This is a genomic window from Actinomadura verrucosospora (assembly GCF_039540335.1).
Lineage (GTDB): Bacteria > Actinomycetota > Actinomycetes > Streptosporangiales > Streptosporangiaceae > Spirillospora > Spirillospora verrucosospora.
Genome location: NZ_BAABEV010000023.1, coordinates 63,126 through 84,095, shown reverse-complemented (window position 1 = coordinate 84,095; position 20,970 = coordinate 63,126). Strand labels below are relative to the sequence as shown.

Here is a 20,970-nt window from a genome sequence, read left to right as displayed (position 1 = left end):
CTCATCGCACACCCGACAGCTCGCGGGCACGTGTCCAGCGAGGAGGGCGGTCTCGGGAGGCGCGGGCAAGCTGCCCCGGTCTCCCCTGTGCGGAGTCGACCGCGCTTCGTTGGATTGTCATTCGTTTACCGTTGCATTTGCTCCATGTTCCTTACGCCCTCCCTTCTCTTTGCCTTTAGTCGGTTCGGGTCGACTTGTGCTGGTGCTTTGGGAGGCATATATCGGCTCGTGGCCTGGTGGATTGGTTGGGGGGCGTCTGGGCGGGAAATCGTGGACGCATGGAGATACCGCGGACGTTGGTGCTGACCGGGCACTTTCCACCGGAGCCCGGCGGTGTGCAGACGTTCACGTGGGAGTTGACTCGCCGGCTGCCCGAAGACCGGCTGCTCGTCGTGGCGCCCGCCTGGCCCGGGGCCGCGGAGTTCGACGCAGAGCTCGGGTTCCCCGTCGTCCGGCGGCGCGGGTACCTGCTGTTCCGGGGGCTGCGGCGGCTCGTGGTGCGGCACCGGGTCGAGGCGGGGTGGATCACGGCGGCGGCGCCGTTCGGGATGTACGCGCCGCTGGTGCGGGCGGCCGGGGTGCGGTGGCTGGTCGGGTCCGCGCACGGGCAGGAGCTGGGGTGGTTCCGGGCTCCGCCGACGCGGGCGGCGCTGCGGGCGGCGGCGCGGTCGTTCGACGTCCTCACCCATCTCAGCACGACGACGCTGCCGGAGCTGCGGGACGCCGTCGGCGACCGGACGCGGCTGGCGCGGCTCGCCGGGGCCGTGGACACCGTGCGGTTCCGGCCGGGGCTGGACGGGACGGCGGTCCGCCGCCGGCACGGCCTCGGCGGCGGGCCGGTGGTGCTCAGCGTCGCGCGGCTCGTCCGGCGCAAGGGGCACGACATGCTGGTCCGCGCGTGGGGGGACGTGGTGCGCCGGTGCCCCGACGCGCGGCTGGTGATCGTCGGGGACGGTCCGATGCGGCGCAGGCTCACCGAGATGGCGGACCGGGAGGCGCCCGGGACGGTCACGGTGGCCGGGCCCGTTCCCGCGGCGGAACTGCCGCGCTACTACGCGGCCGCCGACGTGTTCGCGCTGCCGTGCCGCGACGACCGGGCGGGGCTTCAGACCGAGGGGCTGGGCCTGTCGGTGCTGGAGGCGTCCGCGTCGGGGCTGCCGGTGGTGGTGGGCCGGTCGGGCGGCAGCCCCGAGTCCCTGATCGACGGCCGGACGGGGGTCCTGGTCGACGCCACCGGGCCGGACGAGATCGCCCTGGCCCTGCACCGCATGCTCGGCTCCCCCGCGCGCGCCGCCGCGATGGGGGCGGCCGGACGGCGGTGGACGTGCGAGCGGTGGAGCTGGGACGCCGCCGCGGGGCGGCTCGCCGCCCTGCTGAAGGGCTCCGTCCTCGACGCGCCGCCGAAGCACGACACACCGGGGATGGAGCCCGCATGGGACTCAGGGAGCAGCTGAACAAGCGCGACTTCCGGCGGCTCATCATCGGCCAGACGGTGTCCTCGTTCGGCGACTGGATGGGCACGCTGGCGCTGATGTACTTCGTGCTGGAGCTCAGCGACTCCACGACGGCGGTCGGCGGCGTCCTGGTGCTGCGGCTGCTCCCGTCCGCGCTGGGCGCGCCGGTGGCGGCGCGGGTGGTGACGCGCTGGCGGCGGCGGAGCGTGCTGATGTGGTCGACCCTGGTCCAGACGGGCATGGCGCTGGCGCTGCCGATCGTGCCGTGGCTGGCGTGGGTGTACTTCTGGGCCTTCATGATCGAGGTGGCGGGCCTGATCTTCCTGCCGGCCCGGGACGCGTCCATCCCGTTCCTCATCGAGGACGAGGAGAACCGGCACGACACCGGCACGCTGGAGATCGCCAACGGGATCACGATGGCGACCTCGTACGGGATGATCCCGGTGGGCGCGGGGGCGTTCGGGCTGATCCTCTACTTCTCGCAGCACATCGGCCTCGGCACCCATCTGCGCTACCTGGTGGTGTTCTGGCTGGACGCCCTGACGTACCTCGCCTGCTACCTCGCCATCCGCTCGATCCCCGATCTCGGTCCGGGGCCGGCCGAGCGGCTGGAGGTGGAGCGGAGCGAGCAGGAGGCGTCGCCCCGCGGACTCCTCGCGGCGCTGCGGCTGCCCGTGGTGCGCGGCGTCCTGCCGGGGGTGGCGGTGGTGTCGCTCGGGCTGGGCGCGCTGTTCTCGCTGGGCGTGGTGTTCGTGCGGAACGTCCTGACCGCGGGGCCGCTGGAGTTCGGGACGCTGGTGGTGCTGTTCGGGGTGGGCGCGCTCGTCGGGCTGCTGATCATTCACCGCAAGGTGCGGAACCTGGAGGTGCAGATCCGGGTCGGGACGGCCGTGCAGGGTGTGGTGATCTTCATGATGGCGCTGGTGGGGACGGTGACGTGGGCGTTCATCGGGGCCGTGCTGTTCGGCGCGGCGGCGACCAGCGCCCTGGTGGGCGGGATCACCTACCTTCAGGAGGCGCTGAGCGGCGTCAACCGGAACCTCGCCCTCACCGCCTTCCACGCCGTCCTGCGGTTCGGCCTGGCGCTGGCCGCGCTGCTCGCCGGGGCCGCGTCCGACCTTCTGCGGAAGGCCGGCGTGTCGCCGCTCGGTCTGTCGCCGTCCCAGTTCGCCCTGGCCATGTCCGGCCTCATCGTCCTGTTCGGGGCGACACTGATCCGCGTCCCCGGCGCGAAGGACATCGCCTCTAGGTGACGGGGACGGGGCCGGCCTTCTTCTCCGGCTCCGGCGCGGACGCCTCCCCTCGGCTGTTGGCGGCGCGGAGGGCGACGACGGCCGCGGCGGCCAGGAAGAGGGAGCCGGCCAGCAGCGCCCGGGAGAACCCGCCGGTGAGCGCCTCGGGCACGGGCCTGCGGTCGGCCAGCAGGTCGTCGGTGCGGGCGGTGGCGACCGCGGAGAAGATCGCCAGGCCGAGGGCGCCGCCGATCTGCTGGGAGGCGTTGAGCAGCGCCGCCGCGAGCCCGGCCCGGCCCGGCGGGACGTTGGCGTTGGCCGCGGTGGTGACGGCCACGAACGTGAAGCCGAGCCCGAACGAGGTGACCATCAGGCCGGGCAGCAGGTCGGTGAGGTAGTGGCCGTCCACCGGGATGCGCGACAGCAGGTAGGTGCCGGCGGCCGCGAGCAGCAGCCCGGCGATCATCACCGGGCGGGTCCCGGCGCGTCCGATGAGCGGGGCGGACGCTCCCGCGGCGACCGCCACGCCCGCGCAGAGCGGCAGGTAGGCCGAACCGGTCTCCAGCGGCGAGTAGCCGAGGACGTTCACCATGTACAGGCTGAGGAAGAAGAACATCGACAGGAACCCGGCGACCGCGACGAGCTGGGTGACGTCCGCGGCGGCCAGCCCCCGGATCCGGAAGATCGACAGTGGCAGCAGGGGGTCGCGGCTGCGCTGCTCGTTGAGCAGGAACGCCGCCAGGAGCGCGGCGGCTCCGGCGAGACCGCCGATCGTGCGGCCCGCGTCCCAGCCGACCTCCGGGGCCTTGACCAGGGTGAACACCAGAAGCAGCATGCCGCCGGTGACGAGGACGGTGCCGAGCGCGTCGAAGCCGGCGAGCCGGGCGGTGCGCCGGTCGCCCTCGACGAGCAGGAACAGCCCGGCGATGACGATCGCGCAGACCGGGACGTTCACGAGCATCACCCAGCGCCAGCCGGGCCCGTCGGTGAGCAGCCCCCCGAACAGGACCCCGGCCGCCGAGGCGCCGCCGCCGACGCCGCCCCACACGCCGAGCGCCTTCCCGCGGTCGCCGCCCTCCTTGAAGGTGGTCGTCAGGATCGACAGCGTGCCCGGCAGCATCAGCGCCGCGCCCGCGCCCTGGGCGAGCCGCGCCGCGATGAGCGTCCCGGACGTGGCGGCGAGCCCGCCCGCGACCGAGGACAGCGAGAACAGCGCGGTGCCCGCGACCACGATCCGGCGGCGTCCGAGCAGGTCGGCGAGCCGTCCGCCGAGCAGCATGAACCCGCCGTAGGTCAGCAGGTAGCCGGACGGCACCCACTGCAGGTCCTGGACGGAGAAGTCCAGGTCGGCGCGGATCGCGGGCAGCGCCACGTTGACGATCGAGGCGTCGATGAAGTCCAGGAACGCGATGGCGCACAGCAGGGTCAGGGTGAGCTTGCCGCGTCCCGTCGCGAGGAAGGACGGAGGGGATTCGGTCATGGGAGGTCTCCGGTCGGTGGGCCCGCGCCGGGCGCGGGGCGCCAGGGTCCCCTGGCTGATTCGTTCCGCGACCCATGAGCGGATCGGAGGGCGGGTGTGTGACGGCGGGACGCGAATGAGGTCCAGGTCACATTCCGGTCGCGGATGTCACGATCGGGGGTCCGGTCTCGCTCTGAGGGGGGAGCGCACAGGAGGTCGAGCCATGTCCGAAGGCATCGCGGACGACACCGCCACGCGGGTGTTCGCCGATCATCGGGAGCTGCTGTTCTCGGTGGTGTACAACATGCTCGGAAGCGTCGCCGACACCGAGGACGTCCTGCAGGACGCGTGGCTGGCGTGGGCGTCGCGCGGCGGCGCCGCGGGCGAGGTCGAGAATCCGCGCGCCTACCTCGTGCGGATCGCGGTCAACACGGCGCTGTCGCGGCAGGCCGCGATCAGCCGCCGGCGCGAGACGTACGTGGGGCCGTGGCTGCCCGAGCCGCTGGTGGCGCGCGCCGACGTGGACGACGCCGCCGAGCGCACCGAGGCGGTCTCGATGGCGCTGCTGGTCGTCCTGGAGACGCTCACGCCGCTGGAACGGGCGGTGTTCGTCCTGCACGAGGTCTTCGGCTACGCCCACACCGAGATAGCGCCGATCCTCGACCGCAGCCCGGCGGCGATCAGGCAGCTCGCGCACCGCGCCCGGGAGCACGTGCACGCCCGCCGCCCGCGCTACCAGGCCGACCCGAAGGTGCAGCGGCAGGCGACGGAGCGGTTCCTGAAGGCCGCCCTCGGCGCCGACCTGGAGGCGCTGATGGAGATCCTCGCGCCGGATGTGACGCTGTGGACGGACGGCGGCGGCAAGTCCAGGGCCACGGCGGCGCTGCGTCCCATCCAGGGGGCCGGCAAGGTGGCGCGCGCCATCGCCGGGACGGCCGCCCGGAGGCCCATGGATCTGGACGTCGTCTACCGCACCGTCAACGGCGACCCGTCCGCGGTGCTGTTCGACCAGGACGCGCCGTTCGCCGTCATGGTCCTCGACCTGGACGCGGACGGCCACCGCGTCCGCGGCGTCTACGCCGTCACCAACCCCGACAAGCTGACCCACATCGATGAGGACCAGCAGGGCGAGGGGGACGGCTGATGGGCGCTCGTGTGACGGCGTCACGCGCCCTCACGTGCAATACCTACTAAGACAGTCGGAATAGTTGACTTAATGCGTGGGGTCGTGGTTCGCTGATGCCTGGGTCCGAAGGGGTTCTGCGGTTGTCCCGCGTACCGGGCCCGGCGCGGGGTGGCGCCGGGCCCGCCTCCGCGTCAGGAGTGCGGCAGGACGCACATCGCGTCGAGGCCGAGGACGCGGTTGAGGCGGCCGAAGGCCAGCCACGAGCCGATGCACATGCTCAGCTCCACGATCTCCGCCTGGGTGTAGCAGGCGGACATCCGGGTCCAGAACTCCTCGTCCAGGCCGTGGTGGTCGAGGATGTAGCGCTCGGCGTACTCGGCGGCGAGGCGGGTGCGGTCGTCGAAGGCGCCCGTGGTGCGCCATTCGGTCACCGCGTCGGCGAACCCCTCCTCGACCTTCTCGCCGTCGCGCTCCGTCCGCCAGTCGAGGCAGAACAGGCAGCCGTTGAGCTGGGCGACGCGGAGCCGGGCGGCCTCGAACTCGCGGAGCCCGAGCGTGGTGTGCGCGTAGACGGCGAGGGAGAGGTTCGAGGCGGCGGGGCCGATGCCCGGCACCATCTCGCCCCACACGTACTGGATCGGGTCCTTGCCCTCGGGGATCTCGATGTTCACGGGCCTGCCCTTCTGCTGACGCCTCTCATGGCGCCGTCCTGCCGAGTTTGCCCACGGCGGGACGGACGGGAACGTCGAGCGCGTCGTAGAGGCCCGGTTCGGCGTCCACGAGCCAGTCGATGGCGTTCACCAGGCGCCCGGCCGCCGTGGCGTTCCCTCCGGCGGCGCGGTTGCCGTGCTCGTCGGTTGCCTCGACCGTGACCTCGATGCGCGGGACGCCCTCGATGACCACGCGGTGCGCGCCGTCGCCGTCCGGGGGCATCGGCCAGTCCGGCGCGCACGACGGGTGGATGCGCGTGACGTGCTCGACGACGATGCGGGGCTCGCCCGCCACGATGCCCTGGACCTCGAAGCGCACCGCTCCCTGCGTTCCCTTCTCGAACTCGCCCATGGACGCGGTGGTGATCGTGGCGTCGAGCGGGCGGCGGTCCACGGTCTCGCGGATCTCGTCCAGCTCGGCGCCGAGCGCGCGGGCCATCAGCCGGACCTGGCCGCCCCACACCATGGTCGGGACGGTCGCGGCGAGCATCGGTGGCTCGTAGTCCATCGGCTGGCCCATGCCGACCAGGTACCGGACGGAGTCGGGCTGGTCGTAGGTCGAGTAGTCGAAGATCTCCTGGCAGCGGACCACGTCGATCGTGCCGCCGAGGCCGCTGACCAGCAGCGGCAGGACGTCGTTGCCCCACCCCGGGTCGACGCCGGAGGCGAACAGGGAGCCGCCGCCCTCGGCGATCGCGTCCAGCACCTCCGCGCGCGTCTCGGGCGGCGCCCCGCGCTGGTCGTAGAGGGCGTAGAGGGCGGGGGTGACGACGACCGCCCCCGCGCGGATCGCCCTGAGGACGTCGGCGAGCGCGTCGTCGGGCCGGACGTCGCCCGACGCGGCGTAGACGACGGCCTGCGGGCGGGCGGCGAGCACGGCCCCGGCGTCGGCGGTGGCCGCGACGCCGAGGTCGCGGCCGAGGCCGGCGAGGTCGCCCGCGTCCCGCCCCACCTTGGCGGGATCGTGGACGATCACGCCGGTCAGCCGGAGCGCCGGATGCGCCTCGACGGAGCGGACGGCCAGCCGTCCCATGTTGCCGGTACCCCAGACGACCACGGAGATCATGCGCGGAATGTACCAGTTCCCAAGCAAGCACTTGGTAGTCCACATGTGGACACGAAAAAGTTTCGGTCAGCGCGTGACGCGCCTCACATTTCGATATAGAACACGTTCTAATCTCACGAGTGAGGGAGGTCACATGCGTGACTCCACCCCGTCCCTTAGCGTGTCCCGCCGCGGCTTCATCGTTGGAACTGGTTCTATCGTCGGGCTGGGCATGCTCGGCCGGACCGGCGCCTCGGCGGCCCCCGTCCCGGCGCCCATCCCCAACGGCGCCCGCGTCCCCGTCCTGGTCATCGGCACCGGGTACGGCGGCTCGGTCGCCGCGCTGCGCCTCGCCCAGGCGGGCGTCGACGTCCACATGGTCGAGATGGGCATGACCTGGGACACCCCGGGCTCGGACGGCAAGATCTTCTCGGGCATGAGGTCTCCCGACTACCGCGCCTACTGGCTCCGGACGCGGACCAAGCAGCCGCTCAGCAACTTCCTCGGCTTCCCGATCGACAAGGACGTCCCGAAGTACACCGGGATCCTGGACGCCGAGGACTTCGGCGGCATCCTCGTCTACCAGGGCCGGGGCGTCGGCGGCGGCTCCCTCGTCAACGGCGGGATGGCGGTCACGCCGAAGCGGTCGCGGTTCAGCGCCATCCTGCCCTCCGTGAACGCCGACGAGATGTACAACGTCTACTACCCGCGCGCCAACTCCGGGCTGGGCGTCAACGAGATCGACCGGGCGTGGTTCGACACCACCGACTGCTACCAGTACGCGCGGGTCGGGCGGAAGCACGCCCAGCGCTCGGGGTTCGAGTTCGTCTACGTCCCGAACGTCTACGACTTCAACTACATGAAGCAGGAGGCCGCCGGCGCCGTGCCGCAGTCGGCGCTCAACGCCGAGATCCTCTACGGCAACAACTACGGGAAGAAGTCACTCCAGAAGACCTACCTGGCGCAGGCCAAGGCCACGGGCCGGGTCGCCATCTCGGCGCAGCACCGGGTGACGTCGGTGTCGCCCGCGTCCGGCGGCGGGTACACGGTCGCCATCGAGCAGATCGACACGAGCGGGAACGTCGTGGCGACCAAGACGGTGACCGCCGCGCGGGTGTTCTTCGCCGCCGGCAGCGTCGGCACCAGCAAGCTTCTGGTCAAGCTCAAGGCGACCGGCGCGCTGCCCAACCTGAACGGCGAGATCGGGAAGGGCTGGGGCGACAACGGCAACGTCATGGTCGGCCGCGCCAACCACCTGTGGGACCCGACCGGCAGCCTCCAGTCGGGCATGCCGACGGGCGGCATCGACAACTGGGACGCCGGCGGCGCGTTCGCCGAGGTCGCGCCCCTGCCGACCGGGATCGAGACGTACGCCTCGTTCTACCTGTCGATCACCAACACCCCGCACCGGGCCGAGTTCTCGTGGAACGCCTCCGCCGGACGGGCCGAGCTCAACTGGCAGACCGCCTGGAAGCAGGCCAGCATCGACATGGCGAAGTCGATCTTCGACAAGATCAACAGCAAGGAGGGGACGATCTACCGGACCGACCTCTTCGGCTCCTACAAGATCTGGGGCGACCACCTCACCTACCACCCGCTCGGCGGCGCCGTCCTGAACAAGGCCACCGACAACTACGGCCGCCTGCACGGCCATCCCGGCCTCTACGCCATCGACGGCTCGCTCATCCCGGGCAACACCAGCGTGAACCCCTTCGTCACCATCACCGCCCTCGCCGAGCGGAACATCGAGAAGATCATCGCCACCGACCTGTGATGATCCACCGGGATCCGGCCACGGGCGCGTGTGGCCGGACCCCCGCTACGGGCAGGCGGGGAACAGCCGCCGCGTCCCCGTCCCGGCCGCGTAGGCGGCGGGATCGCTGAACCGGCAGCCGTAGTCCGGACGCGCCACCGCCGAAGGCCGCGTGGTCACGTCGCCCGCGGGCCGCGCGCCCCCGCCGACCCAGCGGACGAGATCGTCCCAGGCCGCGCCGGCCTCCGCGTTCGAGAACTCGCAGTGCTGGCTCGTGCGGATGGCCCTCTGGACGAGCAGGCCCGACCGGTGGTTCCGCGCGACGTCCCTCGCGTAGATCTGCTCCATGGAGAACGGGACGAACAGGTCCCCCAGCCCGTGCAGGCTCAGGACCGGGACGTCCGGACGCCCGCTGATGCGCGGAACCTGGGAGAGGCGGTTCGACAGCCGCGCCGGCAGGTTCTCGACGCGCACCCGCTGGACCGTCCCGTTCACGTCCACCGGCTCGTTCGGCTCGTACCGGGTGAACTGATTGGTCCCGACCTGACCTGGGTTCTCGGCGAGGGTGGCGTCCGGGTCGGAGGGCTCGGCCAGGGTGAACGGGAAGTCCTTCCAGAGCGCGAACGACGGCACGGCGCCGGGACGCGTCCCGCCCGTCCGATTGATGACGATCGAGCGGAACTGCTTCCCGCGCTCGTTCGTGGTGTCCGGCCCGCCCGGCCGCAGCGCGGTCAGCCCGAGCGCCGCCTCGATCTTCGGCACGGTCGCCGTCGCGTACTGCGCGGTGACCGGGTACTCCCGAACTCCGGCCAGGTCCTGAGCGACGAGGTTGTAGTCGAGCAAATAGTCGAACAATTCCTGGTCGCCGAGGACTCCGCACATGGGAAGCGCGCCGTCGTAATACCCGGGGAACTGCTCCAGCGAGCGCCCGATGATGTGCCCGCCCATGGAGACACCGGTGATGAAGCGCTGCTTGGGACGTCCCACTTCACGGGCGAACAATTCGGCCACGTCGCGGGTGCTCAGCACGCCCGCGCGGACGTCGTACCCGTTGTCGTAATAGGACGACGCAGCCCACGCGTACCCCTGGTCGAGAAGGCGTTGCCGCAGGCCGTACTGGGGTGGCTCCACCGTCAGCACGTGGCCCTTGCCTGCGTAGCCATGGGCCCAGAGCACCAGCCTGCCGTTCCACTGCGGCGGCACTTCGATGTCATAGGCCGCGTGGCGGTGGACGCCCTGGAGCACCCGCGACGGTTTCCCGTGCACCTGGACGGGCGGGAGCGGCGGGTTGGCGATGGTGTAGCCGGGAAGCGGCTGGTCGCCGGGGACGCGATCGGCGCGGGCCGTCCCCGCCGGGGCGAGTGCCGCGAGCACGAGAGCGGAGAGAACGGCGAGGGGGCGGAGGCGCATGGTGCGCATTACATACCGCCCGGTCGGTCAGCGGAATGGCGCGACCGGATCCGGCCTCGCAGGCGGCCGCATGACCAGGGACACGGCCCCTCCCGAAGGTCATCCGCTGGGGGCCGCGACGCGGCGGGAGACCGGCTCATCGCCGCGCCGCGCCGTACAGCGATCCCGCGAGCAGCGTGACGCCCGACAGGGCACCGCTGACGAACGGGATCCACTCCACGGACGACACCGCGGCCATGATCATTCCGGCCGCTCCGAGACCGGACAGCACGACCCCCGGCACCGCGATGGCGCCCCTCTTCCACACCCGTGCCAGCACGACGAAGTGCAGACCGACGATCAACGCGATCCAGGCGACATTGATCTCCTGCGGCGCGTCCAGCGCCCGCAGCACCGCGATCCCGCCGAAGATCAACGCGAACTCCGCGACCACCACGAGCCCGAACCGCGGCCCGAACCACCCCGGCCGCCCGTCGCCGCGCCCCGCCCCTTTTCGGCCCGTCGCCCCGCGCCGGTCCCCGCGGAAGCCGACCACCACCACCGCGAGCAGGCAGACCACCGCCAGGATCCGCATCGCGATCCCGGCGCCCTCCGGCAGGGGATCTCCTGTGTTGGCGAGCACGAAAGCCGTACCGAACCCGGAACCGATCAGCAGACCAAGCAATTGCGGCGACACGCCGGTGATCATACGCGGACGCGCCTGTACGGGGCTCTACCAGGAGGAACCCCGCACTTCGCCCTGAGCAGAGGCACTCGGCCGGAGATGGGGAGCGGACGCCCCGGCAGCAGTCCCAATGGCCGACGCTCGGCCATCCGGCAGGGAGGTCCGGTTCGAGCGCCGCCGAGGGACCTCCGACTCCGCGTGGCCGTCATGCGGAACGCGTTGCGCTTCGCGGCGTGCTGCGAACGGTCCCTTCCGTAACACGCCTAGGGCACCAACCAGCGCAACGAAAAGGAAATTTCCCATGAAACGCGCCTACTCGCTCGCCTGCCTCTTCACGGGCGTCTACGGCGGCCTCCTCGGCCACTTTCTCGGCGGCTTCGCCGGGATGCCCGTCGGCATGGTCGGCTGCGCGATCTGCGGTGCGATCGGCGTCTTCATCAGCCGCCCCATCTACCGCGCATGGAGGCGGGACATGATCATCGCGTGTCCTCCGGCCTCGGCCTGGCCGCCCTGATCGGCACGGCGGGCTTCACCGCCACGGTCAACCCGGTCGCGGCGGTCCTCAGCCCCGAACCCTTCACCCGGGAGTCCTCCATCGACGAGTCCAACCGCCCCAGTACCTGGCGCGACGAGGGGTATCGCCCCGACTCGGCGGAATGGCCCCGACTCTGGTCCCGGCTCCAGCTCGGGCAACCCCTGGTCGGGACCGTCGTCTGGGTCCCGCGACCGGGCGCGATCGGGATCGGCATCGACCTCGGCCTGCCCGTGGGCGGCTTCGTCGACGTCCTGCATCTGCCCCTGGACAGCGCGCGGTGGCCCGCCAAAGGCACCACCACCGACTTCACGATCTGGTGGATGGACGAGCGGCCCCAGATCAGGCTGATGCCCGCCGACCCGCGCTACCGCCGCGAAGACTTCGACGACTGGGTCCGGCAGCAGAACACCGTGGCGGCGAGGACCTTCCTCGCGGGCGGCGCCGGTCCGGCAAGCGGCACATCTTAGATCTTGACCGGACAAAGGTGATTAGCCGTCACCTTGCTTTCGTCGAACCTCTCACTTGGGGGTTCTCCCTCAATCACCCTGGGCGCGGGCTTCCACGCAGGTGACACCGAACGCGCACACCGAAACAGAATTCTATTCGAATAACTCCGCCTTGCGTGGGCCAGAGGGCTCCGGACGGTGTATTGCGAGACCTGATAAAACGAGACGGCCAGGAGGCCACGATGGACAGCTTTGTCGAATTCAACAACGGGCTCGATGAGGTCCAGAACACGTTCGACCGCCTCGCCGCGGAACTCGACGGGCTCGGCGAAGAGGTCGCCCCCTTCGACCGGATCAAGCTGCAGTTCGAGCTCAACAAGGCCCGACTCGACGTCCTCAAGACGCGGCAGGAGACGACGAAGACCGAGGTCGGCGTCCTCACGACCGATTTCAACCAGATGAAGAGCGAGCAGCACAAGCGGATCGGCTACCGCGACACGCTGATCTACACCGCCTTCGCGGTGGTGGCCGGCGCCGCCTACGCCATCACGCAGGGAGCCTCCCTGCTGGTGCTGCTGGGGCTGATCCCGGCGGTTCTCTCGCTCGGATGGATCTACCTGGCGAACGACACCAAGGTGGGCGAGATCGGCCAGTTCATCCGGTCCGAGCTCGCGCCGCGCATGAAGCTGCTGCTGCCCGCGGGGGCGACCCCCTTCGGGTGGGAGTCGTGGCACCGGGGCCTCCCCGGCCGCCTGACCGGCAAGATCGGTCACCTCGCGGTGACACTGACGATCTTCTGCGTCTTCCCGGTGACCGCCTTCACCATCGTCATCGGGAACCTCTCCACCCTTCCCTCCTGGGTCTTCCCGGTGGGGGGAGTGGAAGCCATCGCCACCCTGTGCATCGGGTGGCTGTTCCTCCGCGCGAACCTGGGGCGGAGGACGCCACAGACCGTCGCCGCGAACACCGGCGAGGGGGCACTCGCGTCCGACTGAGGCAGCACCTCGGCAGGAACGCACCACACCCGAAGGGCCCGGCACACCCGGGCCCTTCGAGCTACCCGGGCAAAGCGGCTGCCGCGCGAAAAATCGCGGTCAGCGGTGAAGGTCGAGGTCGCTGCGCTTCGCGCGGGCCAGCAGCTCGGCGAACGCCTCACGCCCGAACGCCAGGCGCTCCCCGTCCGGATCCCTGGAGTCCCGCACCCACACCCGACCGCCCAGCGCCGCCAACTCCACGCAGGCATCGTCATTGCCGCCCCCGCTGTGGGAACTCTTACGCCAGCCGTTCATTCGTACTTCCTCAGCGTCTGGTCCATCAGCTCTCGCGAGCCTGGTCGAGGTAGGGCAAGTGCCCCGATCTGATCGAAACGTACTTCGAGAAGGGCGGACTCGTCACCGGCTTCGATCAGACGACCGGCGACCTGCGCGACGGCGTAGGAGACATCGCGGCCATTGATCGTCATCACCTGGAAGTGCCCGTCATGCCCTGGGTGCCACCCCGAAGTACGCGGGACGACGCGGATGCAGACGCGGTCGGTATCTGAGAGCTCGATGAGGTAGCGCAACTGCTCCGCCATGACGTCGCGACCGCCCACGACGTTGTCGAGTACTTCTTGGTCGATGAGAATCCAGAGGTAGGGCGGCTGCTTTCGCCTCAGTACCTCCTGGCGCTTCATTCGAGCTTTGGCCTCTGCTTCGACTTCGTCCACGCGACCGGCGGCTTTGAGGAGGGCCTCCGCATACGCCTTGGTCTGCGCCAGGGCCGGAACGGTCTTGCCGTGGTACATCTTGATCACATCGGCGGCCGCCTCGTACTGGAGGTACTGCTTGAACCAGTCCGGATCGTGTCCACCGCAAGCGAACATGTGCAGCCGTTCGAAGTGGCCACCCGTATTCCATGCCTGGTCAAGGCGCTTCAGGTATGTATCGCGCGGCCGGAGGCGTCCGGCTTCCCAGTTGGATACGGTCGCCCGGGTCACGTGGACGATCATGGCTGTCTGAGCCAGGGAGAGACCCCGCTGCGTGCGATAAAACCACAGGTCGAAAGCCAGCCAGGCCCACAGCGAGGACGCCGGGTCGATCGACTCTCGAACACTCATCACGCCCCCACAGGTGTATCGCGACCCCCGCTTATCACCTCAAGTTAGAACGTCGACACGAAGAGTGAGAGCACATTCCTCCAACTGGGGACGGCTCTCATGAACGATCTTGAATTCGTCACGTCGGCGCACGGGATTCCGGAGGTGCGCCTGACCGTGCTCGCCGTGCCGTCGAGCGTGGTGCTCGCTCGGGAGCTCGTCCGCTACACGCTGACGAACTGGGGCTTCGACCGTGAGGTGGTCGATGACGCGAGCCTCGTCATGAGCGAGATCGTGTCCAACGCCGTCGCGGCGGCGCACGGCCACCGGATCCGTCTCGGCTGCGCCCTCCGGGAGGGGGCGCCGCTGCTGGAGTGCTGGGACCCGGCCCCTGACCTGCCGGTCCGGTGCCCACCGTCGCTCACGGCCGAGAACGGCCGCGGACTCGCCATCGTCTCCGCCCTCGCCAAGGAGACCGGCACCCGCCCTTCCGCCACCGGCGAAGGAAAGATCGTCTGGGCCCTCATGCACGCCTGAAGCCGGTCGTCCAGCGGCAGGCAGGCCCCGGCTGATCAGAACGCACCACCCGGCCGGGCGTCATGAGACATGACCTTGAGGATCAGCGCGGCGATGTTCCAGGCGTCGTCGGCCCCGCTGTGGTGACGGCCCTCAAGCGGCAGCCCGGCATGGCTCAGCGCCGCGCTCATCCCGAGCTTGCGCCTAAGGCCGAAGCAGTCGGTGAAGGCCTGCTTGGCGTTGGTGTGCCGCGAACTGAACGGATAGGCGACCCGACCGGCCGAACACTGGCGCTCGAACTGCTTGCGGTCGTAGTCGCCCCAGCTCGCCCAGGCACGGGACCTCGACCGATGTTCCCCTTCCAGAAGAGCGCACGCCTCCCGGAACTCGACGCCGCCGTCGACTTCGTCTTGGGTCAACCCGGTCAGCTCAGTGCAGAACGTACTCACCACAGACCGGACGGGACGGACCAGGATGCGGTGCTTGGCGACCCGGCTCCGCGACTCCACGTCCACGACGCACAGCCCGATCTCGATGATCTCGCTGGCCTGCCCCGGCGGCGGCTGCCCGTCCCAACAGGTCGCCTCCACATCAACGACATTAAGAAACCGCCCAAACCGCTCCATGGCCAGGTGACGCTATAGCCACCACCCCTGCTCGACGACTTCTTTTAGTCCACCCGGATAAACGCCCTTGGCCGAACGCCAACCGACCGGTCAGCTCGGAGAGCCCACGGAGCGTCCGATCATCGTGACTCCGGTCGTCCCCGCTCGTACCCGCCCCCCGGCGCAGTCGGCGCTCAGCGCCCGGATAGGCGCGGTGGCCCGCCGTGGCCCGTGCTTCTAGGAACGGGCCACGGCAGACCGGCCGATCAGCGAGACGGGCCGGCAGCGGAGTCGCCGGAGACCCGCCGCTTGTTGTCCAACTCGGTGACGTTGCCGCTCTTACGGGCCGTGGCGGGACGCGTCCTGCGTGTGGCCTTGCCGCGGGCGCGGGTGATGCGCATGACCTCAGCCGCGCTGGTGGAGTCAGGAGCCTCCGCACGGCACCCACGAACGAGTAGCGGCCTTGGTGACACCGGCTCATCAGTCACCTCGTACACCGTGACGGCAGCCGCGGCCAGGCGCTCTGGAACACCTGATGGAACGCCGGTGGGGGGCGTGGTCGTCGGGGCTTTATTCGCTGGAAGCCGTGAGGCGGGGCCGGTAGCGTGAGCGGCATGGCACGAGGCATCTGGTCGCAGAAGGTTCGCAGCGCCCGCTGACGGCGGCGCCTTTCCTTCTCTGAATCCGCGTTCGCCGTCCCGGTCCTGCCGGGCGGTCGTCTGATTCTGCCCGGCTCCATGGCGAGCTGCGGAGCACCCTTTGAGCCTCACCCCCTTTTCCGAGAGCATGTCCCTGCCCGTCCCGGCGGGCGGCAGCGCGCACGTCCGCGTCCAGGACGTCGCGGTCACCCGCGGGTCGCGGCGGATCCTGCACGACGTGTCGGTCACCGTCTCGGCCCGGTCCCGGATCGCCGTCGTCGGCGAGAACGGGCGGGGGAAGACGACGCTGCTGCACGTCCTCGCCGGGCTGATCCCGCCCGACGAGGGCACCGTGCACCGCGCCGGCACGATCGGCCTCGTCCGCCAGGAGCTGGCGGCGCGCGACGGTGAGACCGTCGGCACGCTGACGTCCGCGGCGCTGGCCGCCCCGCTCGCGGCCCTCGCGGCGCTGGACGAGGCGACCGCGGCCGTGGCCGCCGGTGATCCGGCCGCCGGCGACCGCTACGCCACGGCGCTGGAGGCCGCCACCCGGCTCGACGCGTGGGACGCCGAGCGCCGCGTCGACGTCGCCCTCGACGCGCTCGGCGCGTGCACCGACCGCGACCGCCGGTTGTCGACGCTGTCGGTCGGGCAGCGGTACCGGGTCCGGCTGGCGTGCCTGCTCGCCGCCCGGCACGACGTGCTGCTGCTCGACGAGCCGACCAACCACCTCGACGCAGGCGGGCTGGACTTCCTGACCCGGCGGCTGCGCGAGCACGACGGCGGGCTCGCCGTCGTCAGCCACGACCGGGCGCTGCTGCGCGACGTCGCCGACCGGTTCCTCGACCTCGACCCGAGCCGCGACGGGAGGCCGCGGCTGTACGCGGGCGGCTACGACGCCTGGCAGGACGCACGGCGCGGCGAGCGCGAGCGCTGGGAACAGGACTTCGAGGAGCAGCGGGCCGAGCACCGGCGGCTGCGGGACGAGGTGTCCAAGGCCCGCGACAGGCTGTCCACCGGTTGGCGGCCGGACAAGGGCACCGGCAAGCACCAGCGCCAGTCCCGCGCGCCGGGCGTCGTGCAGGCCCTGAACCGGCGGCAGGACGCCCTTGAGGCGCACCGCATCGATGTGCCGGAGCCGCCGCCGGTCCTGCGATGGCCTGACCTGGGGGTCCGGTCGCGGGTGCCGCAGCTCCGGGCCCACGGCGTCACCGTCGACGGGCGGCTGCCCGGGCCGGTCGACCTCGCCCTGGACGGCGGCGACCGGCTGCTCGTCACCGGCCCCAACGGCGCCGGGAAGTCCACGTTGCTGGCGGTGTTGGCCGGTTCGCTCCAGCCCGCGGACGGACGCGTCTGGAGAGCGAACGGCACCCGGGCCGCCCTGATCGCGCAGGAGACCACCGAGCACGACCCCGACCTCACGGCCCGCGAGGTGTATGACCGTCATGTGGGGCGGCTGGTGGCCCGCGCAGAGCTGCGCGACGCCGACGTCGTCCCGCTCGGGGCGCTCGGGCTCCTGGACTCCGCCGCGATGCGGACGCCGACCGCGCGGATGTCGCAGGGCCAGCAGCGGCGCCTCGACCTGGCCCTCGCCCTGGCCGGGCGCCCCGGCCTGATCCTGCTCGACGAGCCGACCAACCACCTGTCGTCGACGCTGGTCGACGAGCTGACCAGCGCGATCCGCGCCACCAGCGCCACCGTCGTCGTCGCCACCCACGACCGGCAACTCCTGAGAGACCTCGCCGACTGGCCGCGCCTCGACGTCGGACGGCCGATGAAGATCTAGCCGGTCAGGTCCAGCGGGCCAGGGCCGCTTCCAGGGGTTCGTAACCGTCGTCCGCCCAGGCGATGTGGCCGTCGGGGCGGACGAGGACGGCGTCCACGTCCACGTCTCCGCGCGGGTGCGGGACGCCGCCGTGGCGTGGCCGGTCGCCCAGTTCCAGGACGGCGTGCCGCCCCGAGCGCAGGACGGCCGGGTCGAGCCCTGGCATCGTGCGGCCGATGAGCGGATGCCGTCCGGGGAGCTCGTAGCGGATGTCGAGACCGGAGACCAGCCCGGCGAGGTGGCGGTTGGCCTCGGGGATCTTCAGGAGTTCGGCCAGGATGCCGCGCAGGGCGGCGACGTCCTCGTCAGGGATCAGCAGGACTCCCTGCGCGCGCGTGTTCGCCAGGACGGCGGCCCCGACCGGATGCCGTTCGGCGTGGTAGGTGTCCAGCACCGTGGGGTTGCCGCGCAGGTCGGCGGCCAGTTTCCAGCCGAGGTTGAAGGCGTCCTGGAGACCGAGGTTGAGTCCCTGCCCGCCGGTCGGCGAGTGGACGTGGGCCGCGTCCCCCGCGAACAGCACGCGCCCGTGCCGGTAGCGCTCGACCTGCCGCGAGGCGTCGGTGAAGCGCGAGGCCCACCGGATCTCCCGCACGTCGGGGACGGCGCGGCGCACCTCGTCCAGGGTGACGGGCGTGCCGCGGTCGGCGGTCTGCTGCTCCGGTCCGGCGATCAGGGCCCGGTACAGGCCGTCCCCCAGCGGCAGGACGTTCGCGACGCCGTCCTCGGGACGGTCGAACGAGGGCAGCCGCCACCGGCCGGGCCGCTCCCGCGTGAGCGTGACGTCGGCGACGACGGCGGACACGCGGCCGTCGCGGCCCGGGAACGGCACGTCCAGCAGCGTGCGGACCGTGCTACGACCGCCGTCGCACGCGACCAGGTACCGGCCGCGGAACTCCCGCCCGGCGCGGACGGTGACCCCGGCCTCGTCCTGCTCGACCCAGGTCACCTCGTGCCCGCGCAGGACCGGGACGTCCCGCTCGGCGAGGCGTCCTTCGAGATGCTCCTCGACCCGCGCCTGGGGGATGCCGATCTGCCGTTCGCCCCACGGCCCGTAGTCGAGCGGCAGACCGGCGAAGTGCCCGGCGGGGAGCGTGTCGGCCGCGCGCTCCAGCAGCGGTTCCAGCATGCCGCGCGAGTCGAGGATCTGCGCGGAGCGGGGCTGGAGGTTGAGCGCCCGGGACTGCCCGGTGCGTTCGGGCCGCCGCTCCAGCACCGCGACGCTCACCCCGGCCAGCGCCAGTTCGCAGGCCAGCATCAGCCCGGTCGGGCCCGCGCCCGCCACGATCACGTCGGCGATCACGCCCGCAGGTCCTTCCGCTTGGTGTAGACGAGGTGGAACGCGAACAGCGGCACGGCGATCACCGGCCACACGAGGTTGAGCGCGAACGGAGCGACGTCCAGCGGCAGGACGAAGGCGCCGATCACGTGCAGCACCGCGTTCAGGACCGTGGCCGCGCCCCACACCGCGGTCAGCGTCCGCAGGCCCTGCCGGAACCCGGCGTCGTGGTCCCAGCGGGCCTCCCACTCCCGCAGCCCCTCGGGCCCGACCTTCGTCAGGACGAACGAGCGGAACACGACCATCAGCGCGGGACGCCCGTAGACCACCGAGGCCAGGAGCCACACGCCGGCCACGCCCACGAGCATCCAGATCCAGGAGTCGCGGACGAGCAGGGTGCGCGGGTTCCCGGTCAGCAGGGACAGGACGATCCCGAACACCATGAGGACCATCACGAACAGCGCCGGGTAGTCGACCACGCGCTTCCGGACGAACCGGACCGCCACCACGATCACCGGCACGACCGACGAGGCGACCAGCGCCTGCCACAGGCTCGCGCCCGCCGCGCGCAGCCCGTACAGCACGGCCATCGGCACGACGAGATCGACCGCGATCGGGAGCAGCGGGGCCAGCCGTCCGGGGTCCTTCCGCGCGGCGGGGGCGCCGGCGGGCCGCGCGTGCGCCGCGGGGCTCACGACGCCTCCGCGCGGGTCGCCCGGTCGAACAGCTCCACGAGCTCGCGGGCGTACGCGGCGTGGTCGACGTCCGGCATGGTGGCGACGGCGTCGATCGCGGCGCGCAGGCTGACGGCCATCACGTGCGGATCGAACGCGCGGAACTCGCCCTCGGCCTGGCCCGCTCGGAAGAACTCCCGCGCCATCGCCGCGGGAGTGTCCGAGAACGCGACGCCCTCGCCCCCGCGCGTCCCGCCGATGATCTCGACGAGCGCGCGGATGTGCGCGGGGCGGTCGCGCATGAACGCCAGGTTCGCCTCGATGTAGGCGGCCAGGGTGTCCCGGCGGGTCGCCGCCGCGTCCAGCCGCGGCCGCATGAACGCGGCCGCGTCGCCCAGCGCCGTGTCGACCACGGCCTGGATCAGCTCGCTCTTGCCCTTGAAGTGGTACGAGATCAGCCGGGTGCTGCTGAGCCCGGCGTGCTCGGCGATCCGCCCGAACGAGGCTTGGCCGTACCCCGCCTCGGCGATGACCTCGATGGCCGCGGCCACGATCTGCGCTCGCCGCGCGACGGCGGCCGGGGAACGCACCCCCTCATTTACTTGCATGAGTAAGAGATTACTCAGCCAAGTAAATCTGTCAACGGCAGGCTGCGGGCGCCGCTCTCACGGCGGTCGGCCGGGGCGGGGCGTCAGGTCCAGGTCGCCGTGTCCGGGTCGATGCCTCTGGCGCGGGCGTTGGCGTCGATGATGTCGCGGAGCCAGGCGGTCATGCCTGGTTCGATCGCGTCGTAGTAGGCCGCGAAGCCGGGGTCGGCGGCGTATCTCCTCCCCAGGCAGACCTGCATCGAATGGGTGCAGTCGAAGTACTCGCCGATCGAGGCCCGGTGCCGTTCGGCCAGAGCGTCGGCTTCGGCGCTGCCCGGCCTGACGCCGGCGCGCTTGGCCGCCGCCAGGTCGTTCTCGAGCGTCGCGACGTCGCCGGCGATCTGCTGCCAGTCCTCGGAGGTCCTGCCCGCGGCGCGCTCGGCGGACTGCGCCCACTGAGCCGTGTCGCCCCACCGGTCGCGTGCGGCCGCGAGCCATGACGGCTGCCATCGCCGCCCGAAGATCGCGACTTGTTCCTCCGCGGAGAGCAGGATGCCGGCGCCCGCGGCCTCGATCAGGCGATCGACCGCGTCGACCATCGCCTGCAGGCGGGAGATCCGGTCGAGGAGTTGGGCGCGCTGCCGCCTCAGCGGCACGGTCATGTCGGCGGCCGGAGCCGCGAGAAGACCACCGATGTCGTCGAGGGACAGACCCAGTTCGCGGTAGATGAGAACCCGGTGGATCCGTGCGACGTCCGCCGCCGAGTAGAGCCGGTAACCGCCGGCGGTCCGTCCCGACGGGCGGACGAGCCCGATCGCGTCCCAATGGTGGAGGGTGCGGACGGTGACCCCCGCGTGCGATGCCACGGCCCCGACCGCCAGCCCGCCGGCGCCCGCGGCATCGTCCCCTGCGTCGTCGGTCACGCCGCCGAGTCTGAC

General features: G+C 71.4%; 21 protein-coding genes. 9 read left to right on the top strand and 12 right to left on the bottom strand.

Features of this window, described 5'->3' with window-relative positions; translation table 11 throughout:
* The first annotated feature begins 278 nt into the window (after positions 1 to 278).
* Positions 279 to 1,454, top strand: a complete 1,176-nt coding sequence (locus ABD944_RS23930; protein WP_345179954.1) for a glycosyltransferase family 4 protein — start codon at positions 279 to 281, stop codon at positions 1,452 to 1,454.
* Positions 1,433 to 2,707, top strand: a complete 1,275-nt coding sequence (locus ABD944_RS23925) for an MFS transporter (protein WP_345179952.1) — start codon at positions 1,433 to 1,435, stop codon at positions 2,705 to 2,707. The genes ABD944_RS23930 and ABD944_RS23925 overlap by 22 nt, the downstream gene beginning before the upstream one ends.
* Here ABD944_RS23925 and ABD944_RS23920 read toward each other — a convergent pair.
* A complete protein-coding gene (locus tag ABD944_RS23920) occupies positions 2,700 to 4,166 on the bottom strand; it encodes an MFS transporter (protein ID WP_345179951.1) in 1,467 nt (488 codons plus the stop codon). The genes ABD944_RS23925 and ABD944_RS23920 overlap by 8 nt on opposite strands.
* A 202-nt stretch (positions 4,167 to 4,368) precedes the next feature.
* Between ABD944_RS23920 and sigJ the strand changes: the two genes are divergently transcribed.
* Positions 4,369 to 5,289, top strand: coding sequence for an RNA polymerase sigma factor SigJ (gene sigJ, locus ABD944_RS23915; RefSeq protein WP_345179949.1), 921 nt, complete (start codon positions 4,369 to 4,371; stop codon positions 5,287 to 5,289).
* A 173-nt stretch (positions 5,290 to 5,462) separates the two neighbouring features.
* Here the strand turns inward: sigJ and ABD944_RS23910 are convergent, their stop codons facing one another.
* Both ABD944_RS23910 and ABD944_RS23905 read right to left on the bottom strand, forming a co-directional pair.
* Entirely contained in the window at positions 5,463 to 5,942 is a 480-nt protein-coding gene (locus tag ABD944_RS23910; RefSeq protein ID WP_345179948.1) for a carboxymuconolactone decarboxylase family protein, read from the bottom strand.
* A gap of 25 nt (positions 5,943 to 5,967) precedes the next feature.
* Positions 5,968 to 7,047 carry an NAD(P)H-dependent amine dehydrogenase family protein gene (locus ABD944_RS23905; protein WP_345179946.1) on the bottom strand — a complete coding sequence of 360 codons (1,080 nt, stop codon included), beginning with the start codon at positions 7,045 to 7,047 and terminating at the stop codon, positions 5,968 to 5,970.
* A gap of 211 nt (positions 7,048 to 7,258) precedes the next feature.
* Between ABD944_RS23905 and ABD944_RS23900 the strand changes: the two genes are divergently transcribed.
* Positions 7,259 to 8,800 (top strand): GMC oxidoreductase, encoded by a 1,542-nt coding sequence (locus ABD944_RS23900; protein WP_345179945.1) that lies wholly within the window; start codon positions 7,259 to 7,261, stop codon positions 8,798 to 8,800.
* A gap of 45 nt (positions 8,801 to 8,845) precedes the next feature.
* On the opposite strand, the gene ABD944_RS23895 is transcribed toward ABD944_RS23900, so the two are convergent.
* Together ABD944_RS23895 and ABD944_RS23890 are read right to left on the bottom strand one after the other, a co-directional pair.
* On the bottom strand, positions 8,846 to 10,189 hold the full coding sequence (locus ABD944_RS23895; RefSeq protein WP_345179942.1) for a DUF6351 family protein: 1,344 nt from the start codon (positions 10,187 to 10,189) through the stop codon (positions 8,846 to 8,848).
* Between the two features lie 136 nt (positions 10,190 to 10,325).
* Positions 10,326 to 10,865: a hypothetical protein gene (locus tag ABD944_RS23890; protein WP_345179941.1), complete on the bottom strand. Its 540-nt coding sequence runs from the start codon at positions 10,863 to 10,865 to the stop codon at positions 10,326 to 10,328.
* A 289-nt stretch (positions 10,866 to 11,154) separates the two neighbouring features.
* Between ABD944_RS23890 and ABD944_RS23885 the strand changes: the two genes are divergently transcribed.
* The 3 genes from ABD944_RS23885 to ABD944_RS23875 all read left to right on the top strand — a co-directional run bounded on the left by ABD944_RS23885 (position 11,155) and on the right by ABD944_RS23875 (position 12,829).
* Positions 11,155 to 11,367: a hypothetical protein gene (locus ABD944_RS23885; RefSeq protein ID WP_345179939.1), complete on the top strand. Its 213-nt coding sequence runs from the start codon at positions 11,155 to 11,157 to the stop codon at positions 11,365 to 11,367.
* Positions 11,337 to 11,855 (top strand): hypothetical protein, encoded by a 519-nt coding sequence (locus tag ABD944_RS23880; RefSeq protein WP_345179937.1) that lies wholly within the window; start codon positions 11,337 to 11,339, stop codon positions 11,853 to 11,855. The genes ABD944_RS23885 and ABD944_RS23880 overlap by 31 nt, the downstream gene beginning before the upstream one ends.
* A gap of 221 nt (positions 11,856 to 12,076) precedes the next feature.
* Positions 12,077 to 12,829 carry a hypothetical protein gene (locus ABD944_RS23875; protein ID WP_345179935.1) on the top strand — a complete coding sequence of 251 codons (753 nt, stop codon included), beginning with the start codon at positions 12,077 to 12,079 and terminating at the stop codon, positions 12,827 to 12,829.
* 99 nt (positions 12,830 to 12,928) lie between these two features.
* Here ABD944_RS23875 and ABD944_RS23870 read toward each other — a convergent pair whose 3' ends face one another.
* Together ABD944_RS23870 and ABD944_RS23865 are read right to left on the bottom strand one after the other, a co-directional pair.
* Positions 12,929 to 13,123 carry a DUF397 domain-containing protein gene (locus ABD944_RS23870; protein ID WP_345179934.1) on the bottom strand — a complete coding sequence of 65 codons (195 nt, stop codon included), beginning with the start codon at positions 13,121 to 13,123 and terminating at the stop codon, positions 12,929 to 12,931.
* Complete coding sequence (locus tag ABD944_RS23865) at positions 13,120 to 13,932, bottom strand: helix-turn-helix domain-containing protein (protein WP_345179931.1); 813 nt, start codon at positions 13,930 to 13,932, stop codon at positions 13,120 to 13,122. The genes ABD944_RS23870 and ABD944_RS23865 overlap by 4 nt, the downstream gene beginning before the upstream one ends.
* Before the next feature lie 99 nt (positions 13,933 to 14,031).
* Between ABD944_RS23865 and ABD944_RS23860 the strand changes: the two genes are divergently transcribed.
* Positions 14,032 to 14,448, top strand: a complete 417-nt coding sequence (locus ABD944_RS23860; RefSeq protein WP_345179930.1) for an ATP-binding protein — start codon at positions 14,032 to 14,034, stop codon at positions 14,446 to 14,448.
* Positions 14,449 to 14,483: 35 nt separating this feature from the next.
* Here ABD944_RS23860 and ABD944_RS23855 read toward each other — a convergent pair whose 3' ends face one another.
* On the bottom strand, positions 14,484 to 15,053 hold the full coding sequence (locus tag ABD944_RS23855) for a 3'-5' exonuclease (protein ID WP_345179928.1): 570 nt from the start codon (positions 15,051 to 15,053) through the stop codon (positions 14,484 to 14,486).
* Positions 15,054 to 15,818: 765 nt separating this feature from the next.
* On the opposite strand from ABD944_RS23855, the gene ABD944_RS23850 reads away from it, so the two are divergent.
* A complete protein-coding gene (locus ABD944_RS23850; RefSeq protein ID WP_345180041.1) occupies positions 15,819 to 17,456 on the top strand; it encodes an ABC-F family ATP-binding cassette domain-containing protein in 1,638 nt (545 codons plus the stop codon).
* 4 nt (positions 17,457 to 17,460) lie between these two features.
* Here ABD944_RS23850 and ABD944_RS23845 read toward each other — a convergent pair whose 3' ends face one another.
* From ABD944_RS23845 to ABD944_RS23830, 4 genes are all read right to left on the bottom strand, one after another.
* Positions 17,461 to 18,795 (bottom strand): FAD-dependent monooxygenase, encoded by a 1,335-nt coding sequence (locus ABD944_RS23845; protein ID WP_345179925.1) that lies wholly within the window; start codon positions 18,793 to 18,795, stop codon positions 17,461 to 17,463.
* A complete protein-coding gene (locus ABD944_RS23840) occupies positions 18,792 to 19,466 on the bottom strand; it encodes a VC0807 family protein (protein ID WP_345179924.1) in 675 nt (224 codons plus the stop codon). Before ABD944_RS23840 ends, ABD944_RS23845 begins: the two co-directional genes overlap by 4 nt.
* Positions 19,463 to 20,053: a TetR/AcrR family transcriptional regulator gene (locus ABD944_RS23835; protein ID WP_345179922.1), complete on the bottom strand. Its 591-nt coding sequence runs from the start codon at positions 20,051 to 20,053 to the stop codon at positions 19,463 to 19,465. Before ABD944_RS23835 ends, ABD944_RS23840 begins: the two co-directional genes overlap by 4 nt.
* 83 nt (positions 20,054 to 20,136) lie before the next feature.
* The gene (locus ABD944_RS23830; protein WP_345179920.1) at positions 20,137 to 20,955 is read right to left on the bottom strand and encodes a MerR family transcriptional regulator; all 819 of its coding nucleotides are present in this window, start codon (positions 20,953 to 20,955) and stop codon (positions 20,137 to 20,139) included.
* Between the last annotated feature and the right edge of the window lie 15 nt (positions 20,956 to 20,970).